Consider the following 17,503-nt stretch of genomic DNA (forward strand, 5'->3'; position numbering starts at 1 on the left):
AACCTCTGCCCCACGCCCGCAGCGCCGCGTCCTAATGCAGGTTTAAGTCCGCGCACCTTATCATTGGTGTGTGACGGATGTGGCGGGAAACCGAATCACAGACAATTGGAGCAAGGAGAAACCATGAACGAATCCCCCTACGGCTTCGGCCGCAACGGCAGCATCACTTCGGTTGAGACGCGCAACCGGGTGCTGCGCAACACGTACTGGCTGCTCGCGCTCTCCATGGTGCCGACCGTGCTGGGCGCCTGGGTCGGCGTCGCAACGGGCTTCTCGCTGTTCGCGGCGTCCAGCCCGGCCATGAGCTTCATCGCGTTCCTGGCCATCGCTTTCGGTTTCATGTTCGCCATCGAGAAGACGAAGAACAGCGGCGTGGGCGTCGCGGTGCTGCTCGGGTTCACGTTCTTCATGGGTCTGATGCTCTCGCGCCTGCTGAGCTTCATCCTCGGTTTCTCGAACGGCCCCCAGCTGATCATGATGGCCTTCGGCGGCACCGGCGTGATCTTCGCCGCCATGGCGACCATCGCCACGGTCAGCAAGCGCGACTTCTCGGGCCTCGGCAAATTCCTGTTCATGGGCGTGATCGTCATCCTGCTGGCGGCCTTCGCGAACGTGTTCCTGCAATTGCCCGCGCTGATGATGACCATCTCGGTGCTCGCCATCGTGATCTTCTCGGCGTACATGCTGTTCGACGTGCAGCGCGTGGTGAACGGCGGCGAGACCAACTACATCAGCGCCACGCTCGCGATCTATCTCGATCTGTACAACGTGTTCACGAACCTGCTGGCGCTGCTCGGCATCTTCGGCGGCAACCGCAACTGATCGGCTAGCGGCGATACAAGGAAAAACGGCCTGCGATTCAAATTCGCAGGCCGTTTTTTTACGTCTGAGCGAATCGCTCAATCAGTCCCGCTCGAACAACGCGATCGATTCGACGTGCGACGTATGCGGGAACATGTTCACCACCCCGGCGCCCTTCATCCGGTAGCCGCCTTCGTGCACGAGCAGGCCGGCATCGCGCGCGAGTGTCGCCGGATTGCACGACACATAAACAATGCGCTTGGGCAACGGCCCGTCGCCGCTCTGCGCGATGTCCGCGAGCGCCTTCGACACCGCCAGGGCACCTTCACGCGGCGGATCGATCAGGAATTTGTCGAAGTGGCCGAGCGCGCGCAGGTCCTCGGCGGTGACTTCGAACAGGTTGCGGCACGCGAACGAAGTATGGCCGTCGACGCCATTCGCCTTCGCGTTCTCGAGCGCGCGCGTGGTCAGCGCCTCGCTGCCTTCGATGCCCACCACTTCCCGCGACACCCGCGCCAGCGGCAGCGTGAAATTGCCGATGCCGCAGAACAGGTCGAGCACCCGGTCCGAGCGCTCCGGCGCCAGCAGCGACAGCGCCCGCGCCACCAGCACGCGATTGATCTGGTGATTCACCTGCGTGAAGTCGGTCGGCTTGAACGGCATGCGGATCGCGAACTCCGGCAGCGTGTACGCCAGTTCCTGATCGAGCGGATAGAACGGCACCACCGTGTCCGGGCCTTTGGGCTGGAGCCACCACTGGACGCCGTGCTCGTCGGCGAAGGTGCGCAGCAGCACTTCGTCGGCCTCGGTCAGCGGCTCGAGAATGCGCAGCACCAGCGCCGTGACATCCGTGCCCACCGCCAGCTCGATCTGCGGCATGCGATCGCGGATCGACAGCGACGCCACCAGGTGACGCAGCGGCACGAGCATCGCGGAGACGTGCGGCGGCAGCACTTCGCAGCTCGTCATGTCGGCGACATAGCTGCTCTTGCGTTCATGGAAACCGACCAGCACGCCGCCCTTCTTCTCGACGTGCCGCACGGTCAGGCGCGCGCGATAGCGATAACCCCACGACGGTCCGTGGATCGGCCGGAACATGGTTTCCGCGCGCAGTTTCGACAGGTGTTCGAGATTGTCCTCGAGGACGCGCTGCTTGACGGCGATCTGCGCGCGCACATCGAGATGCTGCATCGAGCAGCCGCCGCAGATGCCGAAGAACGTGCATTTCGGCCGCGTGCGGATCACGCTTTCGCGCAACACCTTGATCACCTGCGCCTGCTCGAAGCTGGGCTTCTTGCGGTAGCTCGAATAGCTCACCCGTTCGCCCGGCAGCGCGCCTTCGACAAAGATCACCTTGCCCGGCTCGCCGTCCTCGGTCACGGTGCGGCCGACGCCGCGCGCTTCCGCGTCGAGCGAAACGATCTCGATCTCGGGCGCGACGAAGTTCGGATCGGGGGTGACGGATTTCGCCGGCGCGGCGCGGCGGCGATGCGAAGTTTTTCGAGCGGTTTCAGACACCTGCGTACTTCCTGACTGAACGAGTGAGCAAAGGCGGGATTGTAGACGAACGCCGCGCGCTCACTTCGCAAACGCCGCCAGATATTCCTGCCAGTGCGGCGACGTCTCCTTCGCGAGCGCGGCTTTCACGAGGCCGATTTCGTCCGCATACTCGTCCGCCGTCAGGCCGCCGCGCATCAGCTGGAAGCGGCAGTACATCAGGTAGGTATTGACGACGTCGGTCTCGCAGTAGTTGCGGATGTCCTCGATCTGCCCGTCACAGTACGCATCCCACACCTTGCCGCCGTCCATGCCAAGCTTGCCGGGGAAACCACACAGCTTCGCGAGCGCGTCGAGCGGCGCGTTGGCGCGCGCCTGATACATCGCGAGCACGTCCATCAGGTCGGTGTGCCGTGCGTGATAGCGGCTGATGTAGTTGTTGAACTTGAATTCCCGGTCGTCCTGGCCCAGGTCCCAGTAACGCGGCGCCGCGATGCCATGCACCAGCGCCCGGTAATGGAGCACCGGCAGGTCGAAACCGCCGCCGTTCCACGACACGAGCTGCGGCGTGTACTTCTCGATCACGCGATAGAACGACTGGATCAGCGCGGCCTCGCCGTCGTCGGTCGTGCCGAGCGAGCGCACGCGAAAGCCGTGGTCGTCGCGAAACACGCAGGAGATGGCGGCCACGCGCTGCAGATGATGCGGCAGGAAGTCGTTGCCGACGCGCTCGCGACGCGCTTCGAACGCATGTTCGGCGACTTCGCGGTCGGACAGGTCGTCGGGCAGGTCTTCGAGGCGGCGAATGCCGTCGACATCGGGGATCGTCTCGATGTCGAATACGAGAATCGGTGTCATTGAATCCTGGAACGCGGCGCCCCTTGGACGCCGCCTTGAGCGTTAAAGCACGGCGTCCTTGCGAACGCCGTTGGAAGCGAAAAAGCGCTTGAGCCGCACGAGCGCCTCTTGCTGGATCTGGCGCACGCGTTCGCGCGTCAGGCCCATTTCGTCGGCGAGCTCTTCGAGCGTCGCGGGCTCGATATGGTTGAGCCCGAAGCGCCTTTCTATCACATGACGATGCTTGTCGGACAGCCGCGACAGCCATAGCCGCGTCAGCGATTCGAGTTCGCGGTGCTGCACTTCGGCATCCGGCGACTGGCTCTGGTCGTCCGACAGCAAGTCCAGCAGGCTGCTGCCCGGATCGAGGTCGAGCGGTGCGTCGAGCGACGCGGTGTGTTCGTTGAGCGCGAGGATATCGGTGACTTCCTCGGGCGTCTTGCCGGTGAGGTAGGCGATGTCGTCGATGCTCGCGTCGCGGCGTTCCGGCGCGACCGCATCGTTCGAATTGGCCGAATTCCTCTCCAGATGACGTTTCGCGCGCAGCACCTGGTTCAGTTCGCGGATCACGTGCACCGGCAGACGCACCGTGCGCGCCTGATTCATGATCGCGCGTTCGATACTCTGGCGGATCCACCAGGTGGCATAGGTCGAAAAGCGAAAACCGCGTGTCGGGTCGAATTTCTCGATGGCGTGCATCAAACCCAGATTGCCTTCCTCGATCAGATCGAGCAGCGGCACGCCGCGATTCAGATAACCCTTTGCAATACTCACGACGAGCCGCAAGTTGCGCTCGATCATGACTTGCCGCGCGTCGAATTCACCGGCCTTGGCGAGACGCGAATAGCGCTGCTCTTCTTCCACGGTGAGCAGCGGCTTCACGCTGATGCGATTCAGATAATGCTGAATGGTGTCGGCCGTGAGTTCGGCCTGCATCAGCGAGCGGAAGTCGTCGGGGTCGGGCGCGGAATCGTTTGCGCCCTCGGCCGCTTCTTCGCCGCGCTTGCCGCGGCTCGAGCCTTCTTCCTCGGAATCGGATTCTGAGTCGACTTCGACGTCGACATTGTCGGCGTCGTCGTCAGTATTCGAAGCACCGTCTTCCACCGACACTTGCAAAGGTCGGCTGATCGTCTCAGTCTCGGCTTGCGGCAGGCGGCGCTTCGTTTTTGGCATGATGATTTCGCTCTATTGCGGCGGCAAATACTTCAGTGGGTCAACAGGTTTACCCTGCCGGCGAACTTCGAAATGCAACATCACGCGATCCGAATCGCTGTTCCCCATCTCAGCGATTTTCTGCCCTTTAGTGACCGCGTCTCCCTCTTTTACCATCAAAGCGCGGTTATGTGCATACGCGGTGAGAAAAGTTGCATCGTGCTTGATGATAATGAGGTTGCCGTAGCCGCGCAGCCCATTTCCGGAATACACCACCCGGCCATCCGCCGACGCATTGACCGGATCGCCCGCCGCGCCGCCGATGTTCAAGCCCTTGTTGCTCGCCTCGCTGAACGTGTTGAGGATCGGGCCCCGCGCCGGCCAGATGAAGGCCGGCTGACCCGCCGGCGCCGTCGCGCCCGCATCGGCGCCCGGAACGCCCGGCGTCGAGCCTGCCAGCGCACCTGCGGCCGTACCTGCTGCCGTTCCCGCTGCCGCTCCCGGCGCCGCGCCCATGCCCGAATTCGGACCGTAGTACGGCGGCTGCGCCGTGGCACCCGGCTGGGGCGTCGTGGCATAGCTGTTGGCGCCGTTGAGCGGCTGGGCCTGCACGCCGCCGCCGGTGATCGGCGCGGTCGCTACACCCGGCGTCGCGGCGGCGAGATTCGCGCCCGGCGGCGCCACGCGTACCAGCTGGCCGACTTCGATCTGGTTCGGGTTGGTCAGGTTGTTCCACGTCGCGATGTCGTGATAATTCTGACCGTTTTCGAGTGCGATCCGATATAGGGTGTCGCCCGGCTTCACACGGTAGAAGCCCGGCGGCGGCGGACCGTTGTCCGGCGTCTGCGCCGCCGTCGTGCTGAGGGGCGCGCCCGTTTTGTCGACGACCGGCGCCATGTCCATGCGTGTCGAACACGCCGCCAGCACGGACAACGCCAGCACGCATACGCCGCGCTGCGCCGCGCTCACGCGTTGGTCTGCCGTTCCTTCTCGCAAAGCACGCAAGATACTCATCGGTGTCAAATCACTCCGGATTTTAAGGGTACAAAGAAAACGCGATCGAGCTGCTCTTCTCGCCATTGTGTGGCCGAGACGCGGGTGACGAGCGTCAGCACCTGCGACTGCGCGGCCTGCGATCCGACCGGCGCGACGAGCCTGCCGCCCACCGCCAGTTGATCGAGCAAGGCCTGGGGCACATCGAGGCCCGCGCAGGCGATCACGATGGCGTCGAACGGCGCGGCGGCGGCGAGTCCCAGCCGGCCGTCGCCGTAATGCAGCCGGATGTTCGGCACGCGCAGCGGCCGCAGATTGAGCTTGGCACGCTCGGACAGCGGACGCACGCGCTCGATCGAATACACCTCCGCCGCCACCTGCGACAGCACCGCCGCCTGATAGCCGCAGCCCGTGCCGATTTCCAGCACCTTGCTCAGGCTGCGTCCGGTCGCGACGAGTTCGATCATGCGCGCGACGACCGACGGCTTCGAAATAGTCTGGTGATGACCGATGGGCAGCGCGGCGTCTTCATACGCCTGCGCGGCAAGGCCGGGATCGACGAACATGTGGCGCGGCACCACGGCCATCGCGTTGAGCACGCGCGGGTCGGTCACGCCGTTCGCGCGCAGCCGTTCGACCATGCGCGCCCGCACCCGTTCCGACGTGAGCGTCTGCGTGCTGGCCAGCGCGACGTTGGGCGCGCCTTTCTTCGTGCCCGGCGACGCGGCGTTCAGGTCGCGGCCGGATGCGCGCGGCGCGTGTGCTCCATGTGCCGCGTGGGCCGCGTGGTGCGTGTGTGCCGCCGGATGCGTCTTCGCCGCGCTCCGCCCCGCGCCCGTTGCAGACGGCGCACCGCCACGCGCGGGAAACACCGACGTGGCCGGCTTCGCGGACGCTGCTGCCGTCGCGGGGTTTTTCATCGTCGCGTTCGCGGTGCGCGCGGGCGCCGGCTTCGGCTGTGCGGCGGGCTTGAGCGTGGCCGGCTTGGGCGTGGCGGCGGGTTTCGCACGCGCATCGGCGGCGCGGCTCGCGGGCTTGCGCGGCTCGCGAACCAGATCCGCGAGCGCCAGCGGAAAGCGCTTGGCGCGCTCGTCGCTCATGTGCGGCCGCTCCCGGCACGCGCCCATTCGCGCGTCTCGGCCAGGAGTTTCGTATGCGTGAGATCGAGTTGCAGCGGCGTGATGGACACGAAGCCATTCGCCACCGCGTGGAAATCGGTGCCTTCACTGGCGTCGAGCGCGTCGCCCGACGGACCGATCCAGTAGATCGGATTGCCGCGCGGATCTTCCTGGCGGATGACCGGCTGCGACGGATGGCGCTTGCCGAGCCGAGTGACCTTCCATTCGCCGAGCTGATCGTACGGCAGGCTCGGGATGTTCACGTTGAGCAGTGGATGGCCAGGCATCGGATGCTCGAGAAAATGCGCGACAATCTCCGCCGCCACGCGCGCCGCGTCTTCGAGATGCAGCCAGTCGCGGCCGACCAGCGAGAACGCAATGGCCGGAATGCCGAACATGAAGCCTTCGGTGGCGGCCGCGACCGTGCCGGAATACAGCGTGTCCTCGCCGACGTTCTGCCCGTTGTTGATGCCCGACACCACCAGGTCCGGCTGCTGCTCGAGCATGCCGGTCAGCGCGATATGCACCGAATCAGTGGGCGTGCCGTTGACGAAATTGAAACCGTTGGGCGCCTGATGGATGCTCAGGGGCCGCGACAGCGTCAGCGAGTTGGACGAGCCGCTGCAGTTCTGCTCCGGCGCCATCACGGTGACTTCGCCGAGCGGCTGCAACACGTCGTGCAGAACGTTGATGCCGCGCGCCAGATAACCGTCGTCGTTGCTGAGTAGGATTCGCATCCGGCGATTGTAACCGAGGAACCTTGGCGCGACGACGCCCTCCGGACTCGCTCCGGGCGCCGTCCCTGCCCTACACTGAAGCCTCTTCAACGAGGAGATGCCATGCGCGCCGTACGCTGCAACGAACACGGATTGCCCGCCACGCTCGCCATCGAGACGCTGCCTGACCTGCATCCGGAAGCAGGCGAACTCGTCATCGACGTGAAAGCCGCCAGCGTGAACTTCCCCGACGTGCTCATCATCCAGAACAAGTACCAGTTCAAGCCGCCGCTGCCCTTTACGCCGGGCGCCGAGTTTGCGGGCGTCGTGCGTGCAGTGGGCGCCGGTGTCGCCGGCTTCGCGCCGGGCATGCGGGTGGCCGCCTACACGGCGCATGGCGCGTTCGCCGAACAGGCGCGCGTCAACGCGGCGGACGTGATCGCGCTTCCCGACAATCTCGATTTTTCCGCCGCCGCCGCGTTCATGCTTGCCTACGGCACGTCATATCACGCGCTGGTCGATCGCGGCGCATTGCAGCCCGGCGACACGCTGCTCGTCCTCGGCGCGGCGGGCGGCGTCGGGCTCGCGGCGATCCAGATCGGCAAGCTGGTCGGCGCGCGGGTGATCGCGGCGGCGTCGAGCGTCGAGAAACTCGCGTTCTGCCGAGAGCACGGCGCCGACGAGGTCATCGACTATGCGCACGAAGACTTGCGTGAACGCATCAAGACACTCACCGGCGGCAACGGTCCGGATGTGATCTTCGACCCCGTCGGCGGCGCGTATGCCGAACCGGCGTTTCGCAGCATCGGCTGGCGCGGGCGTTATCTCGTCGTGGGCTTCGCCAACGGCGAGATTCCGAAGCTGCCGCTCAACCTTGCATTGCTGAAGGGCGCGAGCGTGGTCGGCGTGTTCTGGGGCCATCACATGAAGCATGAGCACGCACTCGCCGAACAAGAGTTCGCCGCATTGATCGAGTGGATCAAGACCGGCAAGCTGCGTCCGGTCATCACGAAGCGCTACACGCTCGACCAGACGCCGCAGGCGCTCGACGACATGATGAACCGTCGCGTGACGGGGAAGATCGTGATCGAGATGTGAGCGTGGTGGAACGAAGACGCTAAGCGTCCGGGAGGATGCGCGCGTGGGCGCGGTCGACGTCACGCCGCATGTAAAGCGGGTAATCGGCGGGACGCAGATGAGCGCCCTGCAGATCGCTGAAGGCCGACATCACGCGATGCACCGTCAGCAACTGTTTCCACAAGCGTTCCTTCAGGGCCGCGAACGGTACCACCGAGGGCGGCAGCACCACCGCGCCCGGTCCCCAGCCGGGCCGCCAGGAGCGCGCGAGGCCGCGCCGCATGAACAACGTGAGCGTCGGCACGCCGATGGCCGACGCAAGATGCCCGAGTCCGGAATCGTTGCCGATGAACCAGCCCGATTCGGCGATCCACGTGGCGACATCGCCCAGGCGCGTGAGCGCGTTGAGTTCGTGGCCTTCGCGCGGAAGGTCGTCCCAGCCGGCAAGCTCGGCGGGCGCGACCAAGAAGCTCGGCAGCAACTGACGGCGAGAGAGCGCGCGTGACAACGCCAGGAATTTGTGACGCGTCCACATCTTTTCTGGATGACTGCCGGTGGGATGGATGACCACGCGATGCGCGACCCGTCCGCGCACGACGCCGGGCGGCACGACGAGCCCGTTGGAGCGCGTGACGTCGCGCAGCTGCAGCACGTTGACGCCGATATCGACGACGCGGTCCACCATGTGCTTCGAGCCGCCGTACTCGGGCAGCTCGGACAGGCACAGTGTGCGTCCGGTGCGGCTCAACGCGGAACCGTAGCTGGTAGGCCGCAGCTCGATGACCGTATCGAATGCGCCGAGATGCACAGCGGGACAGGCCTCGGCCTGCGTCCCTGCCCGTCCGACCTTTACATGAGGCAGCCAGTCCGCGAGTTGCTCTGCGACCCAGCCGAACACCACCGGACGATAGCCATTGCGGACGAGATTATTGACGAGAACGAGCCCGATCAGGCTGTCTCCGATCGGCTGTGGCAAGGCCACGGCAACCGTGATGTCGGCTGGCAATCTCATGCTGGACGGGCGCAAACACGTGAGTGAACGCCGCGCCAGCGGATGACACGCTGCGCTCAGGAATGCGGCAGGCGTGGGTCGCTTCATGGCGCGGTAAGTGAGCCGAACCTTGCAGCGATGCGCCGGACGTATGCAGCCTCGCCGCCGATTCAGTCTCCCTCAACGACCATAACCGAATTGCGCCAGGCAAACTGACATGTTTTGTCGCGCCCGTCGGCAGATAGGGCGACCGCGGCAACATCGCGGCCGCTATCTGACCATCCCAATGTGACACGCGGCATCACGGCCTAGAGTTTTTCCGTGTCGCCGCTCTTGGGCTGCCACTTCATGAGGCGCCGCTCGGCCAGCGCGACGAGGCCGTCAAGCACGAGCGCGAACGCCGTCAGCACGAGGATGCCGGCGAACACCGTGTTGATGTCGAAGGTGCCTTCAGCCTGCAGGATCAGATAGCCGACGCCGCGCGCCGAGCCGAGATACTCGCCGACCACCGAGCCGACGAACGCCAGCCCCACCGAGGTATGCAGGCTGGAGAACACCCAGCTCGTCGCGCTCGGCAGATAGACGTGCCGCAACAGCTGCTTGCGGTTCGCGCCGAGCATGCGGGCGTTGGCGAGCACGACCGGGCTCACTTCCTTCACGCCCTGATAGACGTTGAAGAAGACGATGAAGAACACCAGCGTGACGCCGAGCGCCACTTTCGACCAGATGCCCAGGCCGAACCACACCGCGAAGATGGGCGCGAGAATCACGCGCGGCATCGAGTTGGCGGCCTTGATGTAGGGATCGAGGAGCGCGCTGGTCAGCGGCGCGAGCGCGAGCCACAAGCCGACGCCGAGACCGGACACCGTGCCGATCACGAACGCCAGCACGGTCTCGATCAGCGTCACCCACAGGTGCACGTAGATTTCGCCGCTGGTGAACCACTCCCAGATGCGCACCAGCACCTTCTGCGGCTCGCCGAAGAAGAACGCGGCCTTGGAGGCGTCGTCGAAATAGAAAGGCGGCAGGAGCGTCGGGCTCGTCAGCACGTACCAGAGCACGAAGCAGGCAAGCAGCAACAGCCACTGCCACACGATGAGATTCCCGCGATTCGGGCGCAGCTTGTTCCACATGGTCGTTTGGTCTTATTCGGCGGCGGCGGGCTTCAGCTGCTGCTGGTAGCCCTTCAACACTTCCTCGCGCAGCACGCCCCAGATCTGCGCGTGCAGTTCGACGAAGCGCGGATGCGAGCGGATCTCGGCGACATCGCGCGGACGCGGCAGGTCGATCCTGAACTCGCCGATCGGATGCGTCCCCGGCCCCGCCGCCAGCACGACGACGCGGTCCGACATCGAGATCGCTTCGTCGAGATCGTGCGTGATGAACAGCACGGCCTTGCGCTTGGCGGCCCACAGGTCGAGCAACTCGTTCTCCATCAGCTGGCGCGTCTGGATGTCCAGCGCGGAGAACGGTTCGTCCATCAGGATGATGTCGGGATCGAGGATCAGCGTCTGCGCCATCGCGACGCGCTTGCGCATGCCGCCCGACAGCTGATGCGGATAACGGTCGCCGAAACCGCCCAAGCCGACGCGCTTGAGCCATTCCTCGCCGCGCGCGTCGGCGTCGCGCTTCGACATGCCGCGGAACACGAGGCCCGCCGTCACGTTGTCGAGCGCGGAGCGCCACGGCATCAGGCCGTCGGCCTGGAACATGTAGCCCGCGCGCCGGTTGATGCCGTCGAGCGGCTCGCCGAACACCTTCACGGCGCCCGTCGAAGGCGCGAGCAGTCCCGCCGACACGTTCAGCAAGGTCGACTTGCCGCAGCCGGTCGGCCCGACGACGGAAACGAATTCGCCCGGCGCGATCGCGAGGCTGGTATCGCGGACCGCGGTATAGCGGTCCTTGCGGTTCGCGCGCGACACGAACGTGCAGGTGACGTCGGCCAGTTCGAGCGCGGGTGTGGAAGACGAGGACATCGGTCAGGCCTTGACGTTGGCAAGCGCCTTCTTGACGAAGTCGTTGGTCCAGGTCTTCGAGAGATCGATCGGCTTGCCCTTCACGGTTTCGTCGAAGGCCTGCAGGGTCTTGAGCGAGGTCGCGGGGCCGTCGGCGGGCATCAGCCCGTCCGGCGAAAGCGCTTCCTTCACGTGCTGCCACGAATCGAGATAGAGCGCACGATCGCCGAGCAGATAGCTTTCCGGCACCGTCGCGATCAGGTCCTTGCCCGATGCGCTCTGCAGCCACTTGAGCGCGCGCACCATCGCGTTGGTCAGGGCCTGCGTGGTGTTCGGATTCTTCGTGATGAAGCTCTGCGACGCATACAGGCAGCCGGCCGGCATGTTGCCGCCGAACACCTTGACCGTGTCCGCGAGCGTGCGCGTGTCCGAGACGATGCGGATCTCGCCCGCGCGTTCGAGCTTGGTCATGACCGGATCGAGGTTGGCGATGGCGTCGATCTGCCCCGACTCCAGCGCGGCGATCGCGCCCGCGCCCGCGCCGACGCCGATGAACGCGACGTCGCTGGCCTTGAGGCCGGCCTGCGCGAGCACGAAGCTCGCCATGATCGAGGTGGACGAACCCGGCGCCGTCACGCCGATCTTCTTGCCCTTCAGGTCCGCGACCGATTTGTAGTTCGGCATCGTCTTCTTCGAGACGGCGAGCACGATCTGCGGCGCGCGTCCTTGCAGCACGAATTCGCGGAAATACTGGTTCTTGGCCTGCAGCAACAGCGTGTGTTCGAACGCGCCGGACACGACGTCCGCGCTGCCGCCGACCGCCGCCTGCAATGCCTTCGCGCCGCCGGCGAAGTCGGAGATTTCGACTTCGAGCCCTTCGTCCTTGAAGTAGTTGCGACGCTCGGCGATGGTGAGCGGCAGGTAGTAGAACAGGTTCTTGCCGCCGACGGCGATCGACACCTTGCTCTGTTCGGGTTTGGCCTGGGCGAAGGCGAGCGGCATGTTCGAGAGTGCGCCACCCGCGAGCATCGCGCCGCTCGCGAGGAAGGTTCTGCGTTTCATCGTTCTAGTCTCCTGGACTTTGTTGTTGTCTCTCGCGTGCGAGAACGCGTTGAGGCCGGGTTCAGATCACCTTGGCCGCGCGCAGCCGCGCAATATCGTCGGCATGATACCCGAGCGTATGCAGGACTTCATCCGTATGTTCGCCGAGCTGCGGTCCGAGCCAGCGGGTTTCGCCCGGCGTCTCGGAGAGCTTCGGCGTGACGTTCGGCAGCGTGATCTCGCGGCCGTCCTGCCACGGAAAGCGTTGCAGCATCTGGCGCGCAATGTACTGCGGATCGGTGAACATGTCGGCGACGCTGTAGATGCGGCCCGCCGGCACCTCGGCCGCGTTGAGCACGGCGAGCGCCTCGTCGATGCTGCGCGTCGAGAGCCATGCGGCAATCGCCGCGTCGATTTCCTGCGTGCGCGGCACGCGGCCGTCGTTCGAGGCGAGCGTCGGGTCGTCGGCGAGATCGGCGCGCTCGATGGCGTTCATCAGGCGCTTGAAGATCGGGTCGCTGTTGCCGCCGATCACGATGCTGCCGTCGCGGCACGGATACGTATTCGACGGCACGATGCCCGGCAGCGACGCGCCGGTGCGCTCGCGCACCATGCCGTACACGCCGTATTCCGGCACCACGCTTTCCATCATGTTGAAGACGGCCTCGTACAGCGCGACATCGACGACCTGTCCCTTGCCGCCGTTCACCTGCTTGTGATGCAGCGCCATCAGCGCGCCGATCACGCCGTGCAGCGCCGCGATCGAATCGCCGATCGAAATGCCGATGCGCGGCGGCGGCAGATCCGGATAGCCGGTGATGTGGCGCAGACCGCCCATGGATTCGGCGATCGCGCCGAAGCCCGGCCGGTCGCGATACGGGCCGGTCTGGCCGTAGCCCGAAAGCCGCACCATCACGAGCCCGGGGTTCTCGGCCGAGAGCGTCTCGTAGCCGAGCCCGAGCTTTTCCAGCAGGCCGGGACGGAAGTTCTCGATGACGACGTCGGCTTCCTTCGCGAGCCGCCGCACGATCTCCTTGCCCTCTTCGGCCTTGAGATTCACCGTGACGGATTTCTTGTTGCGCGCCTGCACCGCCCACCACAGCGACGTGCCGCCGACTTCCGGATAGAGCTTGCGCCATTTGCGCAAGGGATCGCCGCCGTTCGGGTCTTCGATCTTGATGACCTCGGCGCCGAACTCGCCCATGAAGCGCGCGGCGAACGGGCCGGCGATCAGCGTGCCGAGTTCCAGCACTTTGACGCCGGCAAGCGGTCCGGACGTGGTGCTCATGACGTGTCTCCTTCGATTGTTCTTGTGCGGGCTCAGAGCGGCATGTCGAGCGGCTTGAAGCGCGGGGTGCCGTCGGCGAGGGTTTCGTTGAACATCGCCGCGGGGCGCACCCACAGGCCGCGTTCATGCGGCCACAGATGCTCGTAGACGATCATCGCTTCCTCGGTTTCCGAGTGCCGCGCGACGCCGATCACGCGATACAGCCCGCCCTTGTAATGCCGATGGGTGGCGAGCGCGAGGGCTTCGGTTTCAGTCATCGGATCAGGTCCTTCATACGGAGCGCCGATCGAGCATCGCACGCGCGATGGTGCCCGCATCGACATATTCGAGTTCGCCGCCCACCGGCACGCCGCGGGCGAGGCGCGTCACTTTCAGGCCGCGCGCCTTGAGCGTCTGCGCGAGATAGTGCGCGGTGGCCTCGCCTTCGTTCGTGAAGTTGGTCGCGAGCACGACTTCCTGCACGATGCCGTCGAGCGCGCGGCCGATCAGACGTTCAAAGTGGATTTCCTTCGGTCCGATGCCGTCGAGCGGACTCAGCCGTCCCATCAGCACGAAATACAGGCCCTTATAAGTGAGGGTCTGCTCGAGCATGATCTGGTCGGCGGGCGTTTCGACCACGCACAGGAACGTGGAGTCGCGCTCTTCGTCGCTGCAGACTTCGCAGATCTCGGCTTCGGTGAAGGTGTTGCACTTCGCGCAGTGCTTGAGATGCTCGGTCGCGAACAGCAACGACGCGCCGAGTTTCTCGGCGCCGGCGCGGTCATGCTGCATCAGGTGATACGCCATGCGCTGCGCCGATTTCGGGCCGACGCCGGGCAGCGCGCGCAGCGCCTCGACCAGCGCCGCCAGGGCGGAAGGTTGTTTCATGTGTCCTCGTGACGCGCCGGCCAGACGTCCGGCGCGCGGGTTCAGAACGGCAGCTTGAAGCCGGGCGGCATGGGCATGCCGGCCGTCATGCCGCTCATCTTTTCCTGCGTGGTGGCCTCGGCCTTGCGCACGGCGTCGTTGAACGCGGCGGCGACCAGGTCTTCGAGCATGTCCTTGTCGTCGGCGAGCAGGCTCGGGTCGATCGAGACGCGCTTGACGTCGTTCTTGCAGGTCATCGTCACCTTGACGAGACCGGCGCCCGACTGGCCCTCGACCTCGATCAGCGCGAGCTGGTCCTGCATCTTCTTCATGTTTTCCTGCATCTGCTGGGCCTGTTTCATCAGCCCGGCGAGTTGATTCTTCATCATGGTTCGGCTCCTTCCTGGAAAACGTGTGGCGGACGGGTGCGCGCGCGATCACGGCGCCCGGTATTCAATGCGGCTGCACGGCATGCTCCGTCAAGACGGATTCGCGCCCGTCGCGGCGATCGGCTTGATCGATCCCTGCACGATGCTCGCGCCAAAATCGCGGATCAGCGACTGCACGAACGGATCCTGCGTGATTTCCTGCTCGGCTTCCTGCTGGCGCCGGGCGCGCGCGGCGGCATCGAGCGCGGCGGCGGTGCGGCGTGCGGGCCCGACGTTGACGTTGACTTCGAACGCACGGCCGAGTTTCTCGGCGAGCGCGGCCTTGAGCTTCGCGACGTGCGCGGCGTCGGTGTACATCTGCACCGGCACCGCGAGCGTGAGCGATGAGGCGTCGCAGGCGGTGAGTTCGCTGTTGAACGCGAGCTGGTACGCCACGCCCTTCAGCGGCAGATCGACGGCGAGCGCGGCCCACTCGAGCGTCAGGCCGAGCGCATCGAGCGGGACGGCGGGCGGCAGCGGCGTCGTGTCGATCTTCGGTTGCGGCGCCGACCGCACGGACGGCTCGCCGCCGAAGTGCAGGTCGTCGGGACCGCTGTCGAACGCGGGCACGAAGCCGTCGTCGGGCGCCATGAAGTATTCGTCTTCCGAGCCCGGCGGCGGGTAGTCGTCGGACGGCATGTCTTCCCACGGCGGGACGACTTTCGACTTGCCGGCGGGGGCGGCTTCTGGCTTGGCTTCGGGCTGCGCGGGCTGCCCGGTTGCTGCGACAGCATCGCGGCGCGCGGCGGGAGCCGGCACGGGCACGGCGGGCTTGGGTGCGGCCTTCGGCGCAGGCTTCGGCGTGTTTTCCGCCGCAGCGGCCCCACGCGTACCGCGATCCGATGAAAGGCGCATGCCCGCGCTGCGCAGCACTTCGAGCGCCGCGCTCGCACCGCCCGCCGCACGCGGCGCGGCGGGTTCGGCGCGCGAGGCGCGAGCGGCAGCAGGCGCCGCTTCCTCAATGGCTTGCCGCGCCGCTTCGGGCACGGGCTTGTTGGCGACGGGCACCGCTTCGGGTTCAGGTTCAGTCGCAACCGGCACCACTTCGCGTGCTTCAGCGGCTTCCGGCTGTACTGTCGGCGCCTTGGCCGGCGCGGCTACCTTCGGTTCAACCGCCGGTTGCCGGGACTCCACAACAGGCGCCTCGGCTTCGGCAACCGGCGCCGCCGCCTTTGTCTCGACAGACACCGCAGGCTTCGGAACCGGCGCCGGGCTGACCGCGCGCTCGGCCATCGCGCCGGCCAGCGCCGCGCCGCGAACCGGCCTGGCAGGCGCGGGCGCGCTCACCGCGACACCGCCGCCGCCTGGACCGCCGGCGGGCTCGAACGCGAGCATGCGCAGCAGCGTCATCGTGAAGCCGGCGTATTCGTCCGGCGCGAGACCGAGTTCGCCGCGGCCTACCGTTGCGATCTGATAGAAGAGCTGCACCTGTTCGGCGGACAGCATCTCGGCGAAGCGGCGGATGTCGGCGGCTTCCGGCCATTCGTCCAGCACCGACGACGGCGCGAACTGCGCCCACGCCACGCGATGCAGCAGGCTCGCCAGATCCTGCAGCGCGGTGGAGAACGACAGGCTGCGCAGCGCCATTTCGTCGGCGATGTCGAGCACGAGCGCGCCGTCGCCGGCGGCGAGCGCGTCGAGCAGACGGATCAGATAGCTCTGATCCAGTGCGCCGAGCATGCCGCGCACGGCTTCTTCCGTCACCTGGTTGGCCGAATAGGCGATGGCCTGATCGGTCAGCGAGAGTGCATCGCGCATGCTGCCGTCCGCCGCGCGCGACAACAGCCGCAGCGCCTGCTGCTCGAACGCGATGCCCTCTTCCTTGAGGATGTTCTCCAGATGCCCGACGATATGCCCGGCTGGCATCTGCTTCAGGTTGAACTGAAGACAGCGCGACAGCACTGTGACCGGAATCTTCTGCGGATCGGTGGTGGCGAGGATGAACTTGACGTGCGGAGGCGGTTCTTCCAGCGTCTTCAACATGGCGTTGAAGGCGTGGTTCGTGAGCATGTGCACTTCGTCGATCATGTAGACCTTGAAGCGGGCATCGACGGGAGCGTACACGGCGCGTTCGAGCAGCGCCGCCATCTCATCGACGCCGCGATTGCTCGCCGCATCCATTTCCACATAATCGACGAAGCGCCCTTCGTCGATTTCCCGGCACGCGCGGCACACGCCGCACGGCTTCGAGGTCACGCCGGTTTCGCAGTTGAGCGCCTTCGCGAAGATCCGCGAGAGCGTCGTCTTGCCGACGCCGCGCGTGCCCGTGAAGAGATAGGCGTGATGCAGGCGGCCGCCGTCGAGCGCGTGCGTGAGCGCACGGACGACGTGCTCCTGGCCGACGAGCGACTCGAACGATTTCGGCCGCCATTTGCGTGCGAGAACTTGATAGGTCATGCGCGAAATTGTATCAGCAACGACCTGGCGCAACGCCCGTTCCGACAGGGCCCGCGCGGGCGCAAGCATGCCGCTCGCAGACGCGACAATGCCGCATTCGTTGCCGCACGAGCAAGAGCCTGAAAACGCGAGGGGATGAGAAAACGAGGGGAGATAAAGCGGAAGGTGACGAGCCTGACCCTCGGCACTGGTGGAAAGCGGCTGTGGCTGCTTCGTTCCCGACCTGACCAGGTTGACCACGCCACCATGCGAGGAGGCCCGTCACGTCGAATTGTATCATGCAACGTCGAGCGCCCGGAAGGCTTGACGCGAAACGCATGCATCCGACGCAATGTTCAGAACGCCTCTTGTACTCGGGGATTTCAC

The 17,503-nt window shown here is 65.8% G+C and carries 17 protein-coding genes and 1 other RNA gene; 2 read left to right on the forward strand and 16 right to left on the reverse strand.

Going from position 1 to position 17,503, the window contains the following annotated elements; all coding sequences use genetic code 11:
• Positions 1 to 123 precede the first annotated feature (123 nt).
• On the forward strand, positions 124 to 822 hold the full coding sequence (locus tag QCE64_RS07750; RefSeq protein WP_309808500.1) for a Bax inhibitor-1/YccA family protein: 699 nt from the start codon (positions 124 to 126) through the stop codon (positions 820 to 822).
• 81 nt (positions 823 to 903) lie between these two features.
• On the opposite strand, the gene rlmD is transcribed toward QCE64_RS07750, so the two are convergent.
• From rlmD to surE, 6 genes are read right to left on the reverse strand one after another with little or no spacing between them, the layout of a single operon-like run.
• Positions 904 to 2,319, reverse strand: coding sequence for a 23S rRNA (uracil(1939)-C(5))-methyltransferase RlmD (gene rlmD / locus QCE64_RS07755; protein ID WP_310003323.1), 1,416 nt, complete (start codon positions 2,317 to 2,319; stop codon positions 904 to 906).
• Positions 2,320 to 2,379: 60 nt separating this feature from the next.
• Positions 2,380 to 3,156 (reverse strand): 3'-5' exonuclease, encoded by a 777-nt coding sequence (locus tag QCE64_RS07760; protein WP_309916586.1) that lies wholly within the window; start codon positions 3,154 to 3,156, stop codon positions 2,380 to 2,382.
• Positions 3,157 to 3,198: 42 nt separating this feature from the next.
• Complete coding sequence (gene rpoS, locus QCE64_RS07765) at positions 3,199 to 4,308, reverse strand: RNA polymerase sigma factor RpoS (protein WP_309916589.1); 1,110 nt, start codon at positions 4,306 to 4,308, stop codon at positions 3,199 to 3,201.
• Between the two features lie 12 nt (positions 4,309 to 4,320).
• The gene (locus QCE64_RS07770) at positions 4,321 to 5,301 is read right to left on the reverse strand and encodes a peptidoglycan DD-metalloendopeptidase family protein (protein WP_310004184.1); all 981 of its coding nucleotides are present in this window, start codon (positions 5,299 to 5,301) and stop codon (positions 4,321 to 4,323) included.
• 5 nt (positions 5,302 to 5,306) lie between these two features.
• A complete protein-coding gene (locus QCE64_RS07775) occupies positions 5,307 to 6,407 on the reverse strand; it encodes a protein-L-isoaspartate(D-aspartate) O-methyltransferase (protein ID WP_404987308.1) in 1,101 nt (366 codons plus the stop codon).
• Positions 6,377 to 7,135: a 5'/3'-nucleotidase SurE gene (gene surE / locus QCE64_RS07780; RefSeq protein ID WP_309916596.1), complete on the reverse strand. Its 759-nt coding sequence runs from the start codon at positions 7,133 to 7,135 to the stop codon at positions 6,377 to 6,379. The genes QCE64_RS07775 and surE overlap by 31 nt, the downstream gene beginning before the upstream one ends.
• Positions 7,136 to 7,237: 102 nt before the next feature.
• Here surE and QCE64_RS07785 point away from each other — a divergent pair, with 102 nt between their 5' ends.
• Positions 7,238 to 8,212: an NADPH:quinone oxidoreductase family protein gene (locus tag QCE64_RS07785; protein ID WP_310003325.1), complete on the forward strand. Its 975-nt coding sequence runs from the start codon at positions 7,238 to 7,240 to the stop codon at positions 8,210 to 8,212.
• Positions 8,213 to 8,231: 19 nt separating this feature from the next.
• Here the strand turns inward: QCE64_RS07785 and QCE64_RS07790 are convergent, their stop codons facing one another.
• The 10 genes from QCE64_RS07790 to ffs form a co-directional block, all read right to left on the reverse strand.
• On the reverse strand, positions 8,232 to 9,203 hold the full coding sequence (locus QCE64_RS07790) for a glycosyltransferase family 9 protein (RefSeq protein ID WP_309930230.1): 972 nt from the start codon (positions 9,201 to 9,203) through the stop codon (positions 8,232 to 8,234).
• 287 nt (positions 9,204 to 9,490) lie between these two features.
• A complete protein-coding gene (locus QCE64_RS07795; protein ID WP_309808509.1) occupies positions 9,491 to 10,315 on the reverse strand; it encodes an ABC transporter permease in 825 nt (274 codons plus the stop codon).
• 12 nt (positions 10,316 to 10,327) lie between these two features.
• A complete protein-coding gene (locus tag QCE64_RS07800) occupies positions 10,328 to 11,158 on the reverse strand; it encodes an ABC transporter ATP-binding protein (protein ID WP_310003327.1) in 831 nt (276 codons plus the stop codon).
• Positions 11,159 to 11,161: 3 nt separating this feature from the next.
• Entirely contained in the window at positions 11,162 to 12,199 is a 1,038-nt protein-coding gene (locus tag QCE64_RS07805) for an ABC transporter substrate-binding protein (RefSeq protein ID WP_309930232.1), read from the reverse strand.
• A 61-nt stretch (positions 12,200 to 12,260) separates the two neighbouring features.
• The gene (locus tag QCE64_RS07810) at positions 12,261 to 13,466 is read right to left on the reverse strand and encodes a CaiB/BaiF CoA-transferase family protein (RefSeq protein ID WP_309916611.1); all 1,206 of its coding nucleotides are present in this window, start codon (positions 13,464 to 13,466) and stop codon (positions 12,261 to 12,263) included.
• A 32-nt stretch (positions 13,467 to 13,498) separates the two neighbouring features.
• Positions 13,499 to 13,723, reverse strand: coding sequence for a DUF1653 domain-containing protein (locus tag QCE64_RS07815; protein WP_309808513.1), 225 nt, complete (start codon positions 13,721 to 13,723; stop codon positions 13,499 to 13,501).
• A 13-nt stretch (positions 13,724 to 13,736) separates the two neighbouring features.
• Positions 13,737 to 14,333, reverse strand: coding sequence for a recombination mediator RecR (gene recR / locus QCE64_RS07820; RefSeq protein WP_309916617.1), 597 nt, complete (start codon positions 14,331 to 14,333; stop codon positions 13,737 to 13,739).
• A 41-nt stretch (positions 14,334 to 14,374) separates the two neighbouring features.
• Positions 14,375 to 14,701: a YbaB/EbfC family nucleoid-associated protein gene (locus QCE64_RS07825; RefSeq protein WP_014191628.1), complete on the reverse strand. Its 327-nt coding sequence runs from the start codon at positions 14,699 to 14,701 to the stop codon at positions 14,375 to 14,377.
• Between the two features lie 90 nt (positions 14,702 to 14,791).
• Positions 14,792 to 17,137 (reverse strand): DNA polymerase III subunit gamma/tau, encoded by a 2,346-nt coding sequence (gene dnaX, locus QCE64_RS07830; RefSeq protein ID WP_310003329.1) that lies wholly within the window; start codon positions 17,135 to 17,137, stop codon positions 14,792 to 14,794.
• Between the two features lie 164 nt (positions 17,138 to 17,301).
• An RNA gene (gene ffs / locus QCE64_RS07835) (signal recognition particle sRNA small type) lies at positions 17,302 to 17,400 on the reverse strand.
• Positions 17,401 to 17,503 lie beyond the last annotated feature (103 nt).

It is taken from the genome of Caballeronia sp. LZ043 (genome assembly GCF_031451075.1).
In the GTDB taxonomy this organism is placed as follows: domain Bacteria; phylum Pseudomonadota; class Gammaproteobacteria; order Burkholderiales; family Burkholderiaceae; genus Caballeronia.

Bases quoted from the DNA above. Each gene is read 5' to 3' on its own strand.
- QCE64_RS07750 (WP_309808500.1), top strand. From the start codon at position 124: ATGAACGAATCCCCCTACGGCTTCGGCCGCAACGGCAGCATCACTTCG.
- QCE64_RS07760 (WP_309916586.1), bottom strand. From the start codon at position 3,156: ATGACACCGATTCTCGTATTCGACATCGAGACGATCCCCGATGTCGAC.
- rpoS (WP_309916589.1), bottom strand. From the start codon at position 4,308: ATGCCAAAAACGAAGCGCCGCCTGCCGCAAGCCGAGACTGAGACGATC.
- QCE64_RS07770 (WP_310004184.1), bottom strand. From the start codon at position 5,301: ATGAGTATCTTGCGTGCTTTGCGAGAAGGAACGGCAGACCAACGCGTG.
- QCE64_RS07775 (WP_404987308.1), bottom strand. From the start codon at position 6,407: ATGGGCGCGTGCCGGGAGCGGCCGCACATGAGCGACGAGCGCGCCAAG.
- surE (WP_309916596.1), bottom strand. From the start codon at position 7,135: ATGCGAATCCTACTCAGCAACGACGACGGTTATCTGGCGCGCGGCATC.
- QCE64_RS07785 (WP_310003325.1), top strand. From the start codon at position 7,238: ATGCGCGCCGTACGCTGCAACGAACACGGATTGCCCGCCACGCTCGCC.
- QCE64_RS07790 (WP_309930230.1), bottom strand. From the start codon at position 9,203: ATGAGATTGCCAGCCGACATCACGGTTGCCGTGGCCTTGCCACAGCCG.
- QCE64_RS07795 (WP_309808509.1), bottom strand. From the start codon at position 10,315: ATGTGGAACAAGCTGCGCCCGAATCGCGGGAATCTCATCGTGTGGCAG.
- QCE64_RS07800 (WP_310003327.1), bottom strand. From the start codon at position 11,158: ATGTCCTCGTCTTCCACACCCGCGCTCGAACTGGCCGACGTCACCTGC.
- QCE64_RS07805 (WP_309930232.1), bottom strand. From the start codon at position 12,199: ATGAAACGCAGAACCTTCCTCGCGAGCGGCGCGATGCTCGCGGGTGGC.
- QCE64_RS07810 (WP_309916611.1), bottom strand. From the start codon at position 13,466: ATGAGCACCACGTCCGGACCGCTTGCCGGCGTCAAAGTGCTGGAACTC.
- QCE64_RS07815 (WP_309808513.1), bottom strand. From the start codon at position 13,723: ATGACTGAAACCGAAGCCCTCGCGCTCGCCACCCATCGGCATTACAAG.
- recR (WP_309916617.1), bottom strand. From the start codon at position 14,333: ATGAAACAACCTTCCGCCCTGGCGGCGCTGGTCGAGGCGCTGCGCGCG.
- QCE64_RS07825 (WP_014191628.1), bottom strand. From the start codon at position 14,701: ATGATGAAGAATCAACTCGCCGGGCTGATGAAACAGGCCCAGCAGATG.
- dnaX (WP_310003329.1), bottom strand. From the start codon at position 17,137: ATGACCTATCAAGTTCTCGCACGCAAATGGCGGCCGAAATCGTTCGAG.